Origin of the sequence: Caballeronia sp. (assembly GCF_049581465.1) — a bacterium.
Classification (GTDB): domain Bacteria; phylum Pseudomonadota; class Gammaproteobacteria; order Burkholderiales; family Burkholderiaceae; genus Caballeronia.
Genome location: NZ_JBAUSA010000442.1, coordinates 1 through 9,470, shown reverse-complemented (window position 1 = coordinate 9,470; position 9,470 = coordinate 1). Strand labels below are relative to the sequence as shown.

The 9,470-nt window shown below is 56.4% G+C and carries 7 protein-coding genes and 2 pseudogenes; 7 read left to right on the top strand and 2 right to left on the bottom strand.

Annotated elements, in window-relative coordinates; genetic code table 11:
* Positions 1-266: 266 nt before the first annotated feature.
* Positions 267-1,388 carry an ATP-binding protein gene (locus WCA53_RS11020; protein WP_423909175.1) on the bottom strand — a complete coding sequence of 374 codons (1,122 nt, stop codon included), beginning with the start codon at positions 1,386-1,388 and terminating at the stop codon, positions 267-269.
* Positions 1,389-1,513: 125 nt separating this feature from the next.
* Between WCA53_RS11020 and WCA53_RS11015 the strand changes: the two genes are divergently transcribed.
* The 6 genes and pseudogenes from WCA53_RS11015 to WCA53_RS10990 all read left to right on the top strand — a co-directional run.
* Complete coding sequence (locus WCA53_RS11015; RefSeq protein WP_423909172.1) at positions 1,514-1,693, top strand: hypothetical protein; 180 nt, start codon at positions 1,514-1,516, stop codon at positions 1,691-1,693.
* A 1,314-nt stretch (positions 1,694-3,007) separates the two neighbouring features.
* Positions 3,008-3,592 (top strand): tyrosine-type recombinase/integrase, encoded by a 585-nt coding sequence (locus WCA53_RS11010; protein ID WP_423909169.1) that lies wholly within the window; start codon positions 3,008-3,010, stop codon positions 3,590-3,592.
* Positions 3,593-3,624: 32 nt separating this feature from the next.
* Positions 3,625-4,557, top strand: coding sequence for a tyrosine-type recombinase/integrase (locus WCA53_RS11005; protein WP_423909164.1), 933 nt, complete (start codon positions 3,625-3,627; stop codon positions 4,555-4,557).
* Positions 4,550-5,557, top strand: coding sequence for a tyrosine-type recombinase/integrase (locus WCA53_RS11000; protein ID WP_423909159.1), 1,008 nt, complete (start codon positions 4,550-4,552; stop codon positions 5,555-5,557). Before WCA53_RS11005 ends, WCA53_RS11000 begins: the two co-directional genes overlap by 8 nt.
* Positions 5,558-5,688: 131 nt before the next feature.
* Positions 5,689-5,916: pseudogene (locus WCA53_RS10995) on the top strand (transposase domain-containing protein); the annotation flags it as partial.
* Between the two features lie 190 nt (positions 5,917-6,106).
* A pseudogene (locus WCA53_RS10990) lies at positions 6,107-6,295 on the top strand (inorganic triphosphatase); the annotation flags it as partial.
* Between the two features lie 139 nt (positions 6,296-6,434).
* Here WCA53_RS10990 and WCA53_RS10985 read toward each other — a convergent pair.
* Positions 6,435-8,309, bottom strand: coding sequence for an ATP-binding protein (locus WCA53_RS10985; protein WP_423909156.1), 1,875 nt, complete (start codon positions 8,307-8,309; stop codon positions 6,435-6,437).
* A gap of 299 nt (positions 8,310-8,608) precedes the next feature.
* Between WCA53_RS10985 and WCA53_RS10980 the strand changes: the two genes are divergently transcribed.
* On the top strand, positions 8,609-9,470 hold an 862-nt coding region (locus WCA53_RS10980), incomplete at its 3' end, for a GAF domain-containing sensor histidine kinase (RefSeq protein WP_423909153.1).

The window sequence follows — 9,470 nt, the reverse complement described above, 5'->3', positions numbered from 1 at the left end:
ATTATGCCCATTGCGGGCGCATGCCTTCCGCCTACTGGCCGTGGTATCCGTCGTGCTTCTCAAATCGTAGGTTATTGTTATGCGTCGAATTGTTGTGCGTCGCCTCACCCGTTCATGGCCGAGTCGTGTCCGCTTGTCCCGTAATTGGCGGTAGCCCGAACATGAAGGAAGTACGATTAAGAACTTTGGCTTGTAGCAACGAGCGGTGCTTTATCTAGGCTGCGCGAAAACCGCGGAGAAAGTCAGCGACGAAAACATTGCTCGCACTACTTGCGACGCGGCAGACGCACGGCGAACACCGTTTCGGCCTCGTCGGACCGCGCTTCGATGTCGCCGCCATGGGCCTTCACAACCTCGCGCGCGATATGTAGCCCGAGCCCCAAGTTGCCATCCTGGTCGTATTTGTTCTCTTGATCCGGGCCTCGCCTGAGAGGATCAAAGATCCGATTCAGAGTTTGTTGGTCAATAGCGTCCCCGCTATTCTTGACCTCGAAATAAACTTCCGCCTCCGCGCCGGACACGATCACCTTTACCGGCGCGTCTGGCGTTCCGTATTTGATCGCATTCAGGACCAAGTTGCCGAGCAACTGCTGCAAACGTCGGCCATCCCAAACACCCTGAGAGTCTCCCACCATCACGAGATCGATCTGGTGATCCGGGTGCGCCGCTCGCACCAGGTTCAGCTCATCGGCAAACAGATTAGCCAAGTCGACATTGGTCGGAGAGATATTGATACCCAAACCCAGTTTAGTTCGATTGAAATCAAGGATGTCGTCCAATAGCGCTTGCATGCGAGCGCCACTGTGGATCATACGAGAAGCGGCTTGAGATACTTCGTCGTCAGCGTTGAGCCGTGCCAAATAAGCCGCTGTCATCTGGATGGTCTGGAGCGGACTGCGCATGTCATGCCCAAGCATTCCAAGTAAGAGATTACGGGCTTGTTCTACATGGGCGCTGAAAAAGCTGACCGATTCGGCAAGCGCCTGGTCGATAGCCTCGTTAAATCGGATGATGTCATCCGGATGAGGTGCCTCGGGCTGACAGGCGTCCATCCACAGGCGAAGGACGCTTGCCCGCAGTGCGCGGAACTCGGCGGCCAGTTGGTTGAGTTCGAAGCCGCTTCGCGCGCGCAGGTGGCCGTGCGCTTGCGCCGCTGTCTCTGGGGCATCGGTCAGTTTCGGGGCTCGACCTAACGATTTTTCGCGTTGAGCCTCCCTGGTCTGGGCGGTGGACAAATCCCTGGCGACCGCCTCCAGAATTTGTTGCGCATGGTCGCGCAACGCCAGCGATTTCATGTTTGCTGCTGCCGGCAACAGGGTCAGAGCGAACGCCTCCCATTGCCCCAGGATCGTTTCCATGTCACGCAAAATGAAGTCGGCCAGTCGCATGTCTGCCCCGATGAAAGAAAAATATTATGAAGTATTTGTTGAAAGCATAGTACGCGCAAGTAGTTCGCATGATTCTATTGGGTCTTCAAATTGCCGCGCATAGCGGCAATACGGAGAAAGAAGACATGTCTATTGCGAACCCAGAGCGATTGCTCATCGCCGATGACGACCCGAATTTGTTAGCAGCTTACGTGCTGTTGTTTCAGGCGTACGGTACGAAATTCGAGCTGTGGGAGATGGGGTGGAGGCGCTCGCCGAATACTGCGCGTGGCATCCAGAGGCAGTTGTTCTCGATTCGCCCGTAACGTTTTTTGGTTTTGGCATCCTGGGATGCAAAATATCGATTGCAACTTTAACGAATCTCAGCGACTGCTCGACGCTGACATGAGCGAGGTCTGCGGATTCGCTCGCGGCAAACAAACGGGCTTGCTCTTCTTCCGTTAGCGATGGATGACCCGACTCCATCAATCTTGCTCCGATTACATCGAGCATCTGTTGATAGTGGTGTGCTTGTCTATCGTACGGGGTGGAGCACCGCGAGACAAAGAAGTGACCACGCCTTGCAAGCGTTCCACTGCGTTCAGATAGTGGCCTAGGTCAATCTCAGCTCCTTGTATTTCTGCAATCTGCGCCGGGTCGAAGCACATACTCAAACCTATCTAAGTTTAGGTGGACTCGCACTTGTTTGCATCTAGGCAACCACCCGTCACGTCCAGTGGATGCCAACGATAGCGGACTTCAACTTCCTGCCCGATATGGGCAGAATGAACGCGAACTGAGCCTGGGTCGGAATAATGCGCACCCGCAAATCATGCAGAGTTTGCATCGTACGGCTCGTCATGAGCGCCCGTGCGACGCGCCTTGCAGGGATCTGCGGCTTGCAGCAAACTGCACATAAAAAGATGGTTTCCTGTTTGGGTTGTAACCCACTCAGGAGAATCATCATGATTGGCCCGGTTCATCTTCGACCACAGCCTCAGGCGTGGTTGTGGCGCAGCGTCCTTTCCCCTTTTGCAGAGCGCTACTGCGAATATCTCGTTGATACCGGCTATGCGGCCGGCACCGTCAATCGCTACGTGAGGTGCGTCGCGCACTTTGCGTATTGGCTTACAACGCACCGTATAGCCGTAGCAAGGGTCGACGATCGACTTGTCGGCAGCTTCGTGAACGACCATTTACGGCGATGTACCTGCCCCGATCCGACTCCGAGGTGCCGGGCAGACGTGAATGCAGCACTTCGGCATTTGCTGGTCGTGTTGGGCAGGTGCGGTGTCCCTCGGTTTCTGCGGGCGGAATCGGACTCGGTGCAACAGGAGGTGTGTCGCTTTACTGACCATCTCAAGGACGTTTGCGGCTTAGCCGAATGCACGCGATATCAGCGCGGTCGAATCATTCGCGATTTCTTGCATCAGAGCTTTGGTCGCAAACACATAGACATGGAGCTGCTAACGATTCGGGATATCCGTCGTTTCGTTACGCACTACCCTGAAGGGTGCAATGCTGGAGCCGCTCACGTAGCGGGCGTGACGTTGCGCAGTTATCTGCGATTCAGGACCATGCGATATAACGACCAGGTCGAAGAGCTGATCTCGGCAGTGCCGAGCGTGGCTGGATGGAGGTTGACGGCGCTGCCTGAAACGCTTTCGGACGCCGCGATCGAGCAGTTTCTTAAATCCTTCGATCGCGAGACTGCGGCCAACTTGCGTGATTACGCAATGGTGCGCTGTCTGTCTGATCTTGGGTTGCGGGCTGCGGAAGTCGTGCAAATCCAACTCGACGATTTAAACTGGCGCGAAGGCACGCTGCAAATCCGTCGCACCAAATCGCGGCGGGGCTACATCATTCCGCTGCCGGAGCCGACAGGTCATGCGATCGCCGACTATATCCGGTTAGGGCGACGAGCAACGATGACCTCCCGCGCCGTCTTTGTACGGCATTACGCACCTGTTGATCTTCCGTTAGGAACGGGCCGCCTCCACAAGGCTGTGCATGACGCATATATTCGATGCGGTTGGACTGACCGATCTGGAACCCATCTTCTGAGGCACAGCGTTGCCCGACGGCTGCTTCGTTCCGGTTCGTCGTTGAAGGAAGTGGCTGACGTATTACGCCATCAGAGCATCGACACCACCGCGATCTACACGAAGATCGACCTGCGAAGCCTTGAGGCTGTCGCGCTCCCCTGGCCGGGGAGTAAATCATGAAACGCTCCGTCAACGTCAACTCGGCCGACACGATGGTATCGCTGGCGAAGACATATCTCGCAGAGCGACGCTGCCTGGGCTTTGACCTCAAGATCTCCGGGCAAGTATTGATGAACTTCGCCCGCTTCGCGGACGCGATGGAGCATCGTGGTCCGATCACCGAAGATCTAGCACTCACCTGGGCACACGCGACAACAAGCGACAGGGCCATTACCTGGGCGCGTCGAATCGAGATAATCCGTCCCTTCGCGAAGTATCTCAAGCAGCTCTATCCTGACACCGTTGTTCCGCGATGCGATCTGTGCGGGCGGGCTCATCGTCGTCTGGCGCCACATATCTACACGGAGCAGGAACTCAATGAACTGCTCGCCGCGTCTGCGGCGATGCTGCCCGCCGGTTCGATCAGACCGCTCACCTATGAAACGTTGTTTGGTTTGATTGCGGCAACCGGCTTGCGTATCTCGGAGGCCATCAATCTGCGCAGAGACGACGTGAATCTTGCGGAGGGTACTTTGATTGTGCGCGAGACGAAGTTCCACCGCTCGCGTCTAATTCCGTTGCATCCTACTGTAATTCGGGCCATGAAGCGTTACGCTACCCGCCGTGCACTGATCGTCGCTCCAGAGCCTTGCAGTTCGTTCTTTGTGAATCTTGATGGCAGGAAGTTGCAGGCCCGAACAGTGCACTGGGCGTTTGACCGTCTGCGCAAACAACTCGCGTGGACCTCCCGGGGTGACCACGCGTTACCTCGAATTCATGATCTTCGCCACACGTTCGTGTGCCGGCGAATCCTGAAGTGGTATCAGGACGGCGAGAACGTCGACAACCGGATGATGGCGCTGTCAACATATCTGGGACATGTGAAGCCGAGCGATACCTACTGGTATCTGACTGCGGTTCCCGATCTCATGGAAATCGTAAGCCAGAAATTTGCGTGCTTTGCCGAAGGAGTTCGCCATGAGTAAAGCCTGCCTGGTTCCTTCCTTCGCGACGCTTCTGCAGGACTTCTTCCTCGAACGGCTGATGCAGCAGCGCGCGGTAAGCTCGGAGACGATTTCGAGCTATCGCGATACGTTTCGTCTGTTTCTTCAGTTTGCATCGGATCGACTTGGCAGATGTCCAACTGATCTGACTCTGTCGGACATGGATGCGCCGCTGATACTGGCCTTTCTGCGGCATCTCGAGGTTGAGCGGCACAATAGCACGCGGACCCGCAACGTTCGACTCGCAGCGTTGCGCTCGTTCCTGAAGTACGCGGCACATCGTGACATTGCGTCGTTGGCCGTTATACAGCGCGCACTCTCGGTGCCGATGAAGCGTTGCGATAAACCTATGGTTGGATTCCTGTCTCGCGATGAGATTCAGCACCTGTTGACAGCGCCCGACCCAGACACCTGGGCGCGCCAACGCGACAGGGTCCTCCTGGCAACCATGTATAACACCGGAGCACGGGTCTCGGAAATCCTTGCACTGCGCGTCGGCGATGTCATCCTGGGTACGTCGCCCTGTGTCCATATTCTCGGTAAAGGACGAAAGGAGCGGACGGTGCCTTTATGGCGATCTACGGCCAGGCTCATCAAGGGGTGGTTGCCTCAGATCCAGGATGCATCAAGTCAGAGGCTCTTTCCAAATCGGTCGGGAAATGCGATGACTCGCTCCAATGTCGCCGACCGGCTGAGAATTGCCGTAACGCGCGCGAAAGACCAATGTCCGCAGCTCGCCAAACGACGTGTTTCTCCTCATCTGGTCCGCCACGCGACTGCCATGCACCTACTTCAATCAGGCGTCGACCTGTCGGTCATCGCCTTGTGGCTGGGACACGAAAGCCCGTCGACAACACATGGCTACATGGAAGCTGATTTGACAATGAAGCAACGAGCACTGAACAGGATTCAACCGCCAAGGGTAAAGAATCGTCGATATCGACCACCGGACCGCATCCTGCAGGTCCTGGAGTCGTTGTAATTATGCGTAGTTCGCCGAACCGCGAATCCTTGCGGATCGCTTCGGCGACTCGCATGGCACTCTTCGAGAGTGATGGACTCCACATAATTTCCAGCTCCGCATTATTTCGTCAATGCACATAATTGCATTAACGAAAGAATTTCCTGTTTGCTGGTTCCGACAGCGGCGGCGAACGGGCAGCCGCAATGTACGCGTTGATCGGCACTTGTGCGCGGAACGACATCGATCCGCGTGCTTACCTGAACTATGTGCTGACTCATATCGCCGATCACAAAATCAATCGCATTGACGAGCTTCTGCCGTGGAGCGTGGCCGACAAGCTGCACACGCCAGCCAGTCCGCCCACACCCGCTACCTGACCGGGCAAGTCCGAATCACCATCATGCCTCAGGGGCGCAGGCGGACGAACGGCCCGCGTGAGCCGCTTACCCAGTGAGCGAGTTCGCTGCCGAAGCACTAGCACCGCAAGCTCGCGAAGCGCGGACGGCATCTTCCGCACTTTGACCCCAACACTCACGATCGCGCACGAATAGTGGCGAAAGGGTCCGGTACGCGATGGAGTTTGTCGCCGCGCCCCATGAGAAAAAGACGAGGCAGAGTTACGCCGCATCGTTTACGCCACTGCAGGATGAATTAGGATGGGCCAATGACTTGGCGGTCGCAGACAGTTTCCTTCGAGACTTGGCTGCGACCGCACTCGATGCCGCAGTTGGCGCGGCTCTGCGAGAGGCTTTTTAGCGTCGCGACGCTGCGGCCATGGGGATGTACCGAGATGTTTTGCAATTGAAATTTCCGCAGACGATGCTCGCAAAATTCGACCGGTACCGTCAGCATTGCACCCGCTGACTCGAACTGGCGGAATCTGAAACTCTTCGAGCTAACAAGGCCGGCTCGAACAGGCGTCAGCCCCGTCCGCTGGCTGTGCCGCTCGCTCGGCGAGGAAACGGTGGAGTTCCTCCACCGACAATGGCTTGGTCAAATGGAGGTCAAAGCCGGCAGCACGCCCGCGCGCCACCTCGGCTTCGGCTGTGAACCCTGTGAGCGCGACGAGGATGGTCTCGTCAAATTTCGTTTGCGCCCTAAATTGTTGCGCCAACTGAAAACCATCGGTACCTGGCATTCCGATGTCGATAAGTGCAACCTCGGGTAAGAAGTCGTGAGCAACGCTCAGTGCACTGGTTGCGTTAGCGGCCGTTCGTACCTGATGGCCCTGCAGTTCGAGCAGCATACCCACCGCTTCGAGTGCATCAAGGTTGTCATCGACGAGTAGGACTTTGGTTGGTCGGGAGCTTGCCGTCCGAGGATGCGATGCCTTCTCCGGAGTGTTGACGAGGATTGGCAAACGCAGTTCGACTGTCGTGCCGCGGCCGTGCCCTTCGCTCTTAATATCAATGGTTCCGTCATGGAGTTCGACCATACGTTTCGCGACGGCCAGCCCGATACCCAAGCCACCTTCCGCACGGCCGTTACTAGAGGCCGTTTGCTTAAACATATCAAATACATTGGGTAGCTCAAACGCGTCGATGCCAACGCCGTTGTCGCGGACCGTAACTAACACGTCGCCGATAAAGCGCGAGGCAACGACAGCCTGCTGCGTTGTATAAGGCTGAATTTCGATATTCAACTCGATGATACCGCCGGCCGGGGTGTACTTTGACGCGTTCGACAGAAGGTTGCCTAAGAGCTGGCTCATCCGCACATGGTCAACATACACGCAAGCCGGTCGATCAACACTACTTACGACCAAGCGATGGCCCCGTCCGTCGATGTCGTAGCGAGCAGCACTTATTGCGTCGGAGACGATTGCCTCAAGCGAGACGTCACAGCACTTCAGTACAAACTTCCCATGCCGAATTCGCGTTGCATCGAGTAAGTCGTCGACTAGCGTTCGCAGTTGCTGCATTTGCCGTTGTGCGACGGCCAAGATAGTCGTCACCTTTTCGTTATCCGAGCAGGCGAGCTTCGCTGCTGCGATGGCGCTGTCGATTGGAGACATCGGGTTCCTAAGCTCATGCCCCAGCATCGCAATGAAGTTTTCTCGGTTTGCTTCGCTTTGCTCCAGGGCTTCGCGAGCGGTGACAGCGTTAGCTGCTTGCTCGGCCGCCTCCTTGCGAGCGCGGATGACCGTAAGCGCGGCCCCGGCGAAGTTCGCCAAGCTCGTCAGTACACGAACGTCTTCAAGGTCAAATTGGCGATCGCCTCGATGCGACATCACCCATATTGTCCCGGTGGCGCCCGATCCAATTGGAATCTCGACAACAAGGCCTTCAATGACTTCAGGGATCGGCCCTCGAAGCGCCTCGAAATAGCGTTGTGGCAAGCCGAAAAGCTGTGGCTCGCCCAGAGCGACGGTGATACCGCACGGGCTATCATAAACGGGGGTCGATGCGCACGCGTACGGGGAGCTGATACCCGCAGCCGCAACCCAAGTGAAGCGAGAGTTGTCGTGGATTGGACAGTCAACGAGGCTGATGCCGGAGCTGTCTGCATTACACAGCGTGAGAGCTGTATTGGCCAGGAGAGGAAGCAGCGTCCCTTCCCGCGCGGTTAGGGCACGCGTTAAGGACACCAACGCCGCATTTTCGTCTAATAGTTGCGGTGGACGGGTTGGGCGCTGCGCGAGTGCTGCGGTAATGATGACGCCAGCGGCTCTCGCTCGTTCCACGGATTCAACTGCTAAACGCGACGGCGCGCCTTCCGACGGGGAACCCGCCGTGCAAAGCAATGAAGATGACTCATGTGTCGCTTTCATTTTTGTCGGCTGCTCAACGGTTATTCGGACGCAACGGTAGTATGACTGGCGACATACCGCCGTCGCCTTCCTTAGTATGCGACTCCCACGAAGGCGATTGGTATTTCTTACAAATTGTCTTAAAAATTCTGACAAAAGCTAGGGCTCGCGGAGGGGCGCCACTGGCGTATTTGTACGACAAGAAAGGCGCTGCGGCCTTAGTTGTTCATCTGCAGTATCTGTTTGCCTAAGTTGGACCCTTTCTTGCTGGATTTTAAGGACGCTCTCACCGTTCTGAACCGTTATCGGACCTTCCCATCATGGCGTTTGCCGCCCATCGAAACGAGGCTTATCGATTACAACGCTTGCAGGCGTTTGCAATTCTAGATACGGCGGCCGAATCGCACTTCGATGCAATCACGAAAACGGCTGCTCACATATTGCGGGCACCGATTGCCCTTTTGAATTTCATCGACGACGCTCGGGAGTGGTGTAAGTCGGCGTGGGGCATGAAGCGTCAGCATGCAAAGCGAGAAGAGTCCATATGCGCTGAAGCGTTGCTCACCGGTGATGCCTTGGTCATACCGAACAGCGCGGAGGATGCACGATTTCGCGATCATCCGCTGGTCACAGGTGAACGACGCGTGGTCTTCTATGTCGGGATTGTCCTTAAAACGTCGGACGGTGTAGCGCTCGGCACGCTCTGCGCTATCGACCACTGTCCTCATGACATCACGGACGGCGAACTTGATGCGTTACGAACATTGGCGGCAAATGTTGTCGGCCACTTGGAGTGTCGCGTCCTGTCGCACGAACTCGCCGACGCCAAGCGTCGTCTTGAGGGCGCAGCGAACAACAGAGATGAATTTTTGGCCATGCTCGCGCATGAGTTGCGCGCTCCGCTCGCGCCAATCAACACCGCAGTGGAGCTTCTTGACAAGCATCGGGCGACGGGTGCGCAGCGCGCATGGGCGCGGGAACTTTTGCGTCGCCACAGCCGCTATATGAGCCAGATTGTTGATAATTTGCTGTCAGCATCACTTGTATCGATTGGCGCCATTCAGTTGACGTTGGAAGCGACCCGCGTGCAGTCCATACTCACGCAAGCAGTCGAATTGTGTCAGGCAGACATCAGCCGCGGCGGCCATCAGTTAACGATGAATGTTGATGAGATGCTATATG

Bases quoted from the DNA above. Each gene is read 5' to 3' on its own strand.
- WCA53_RS11000 (WP_423909159.1), top strand. From the start codon at position 4,550: ATGAGTAAAGCCTGCCTGGTTCCTTCCTTCGCGACGCTTCTGCAGGAC.
- WCA53_RS11020 (WP_423909175.1), bottom strand. From the start codon at position 1,388: ATGCGACTGGCCGACTTCATTTTGCGTGACATGGAAACGATCCTGGGG.
- WCA53_RS11005 (WP_423909164.1), top strand. From the start codon at position 3,625: ATGGTATCGCTGGCGAAGACATATCTCGCAGAGCGACGCTGCCTGGGC.
- WCA53_RS10985 (WP_423909156.1), bottom strand. From the start codon at position 8,309: ATGAAAGCGACACATGAGTCATCTTCATTGCTTTGCACGGCGGGTTCC.
- WCA53_RS11015 (WP_423909172.1), top strand. From the start codon at position 1,514: ATGTCTATTGCGAACCCAGAGCGATTGCTCATCGCCGATGACGACCCG.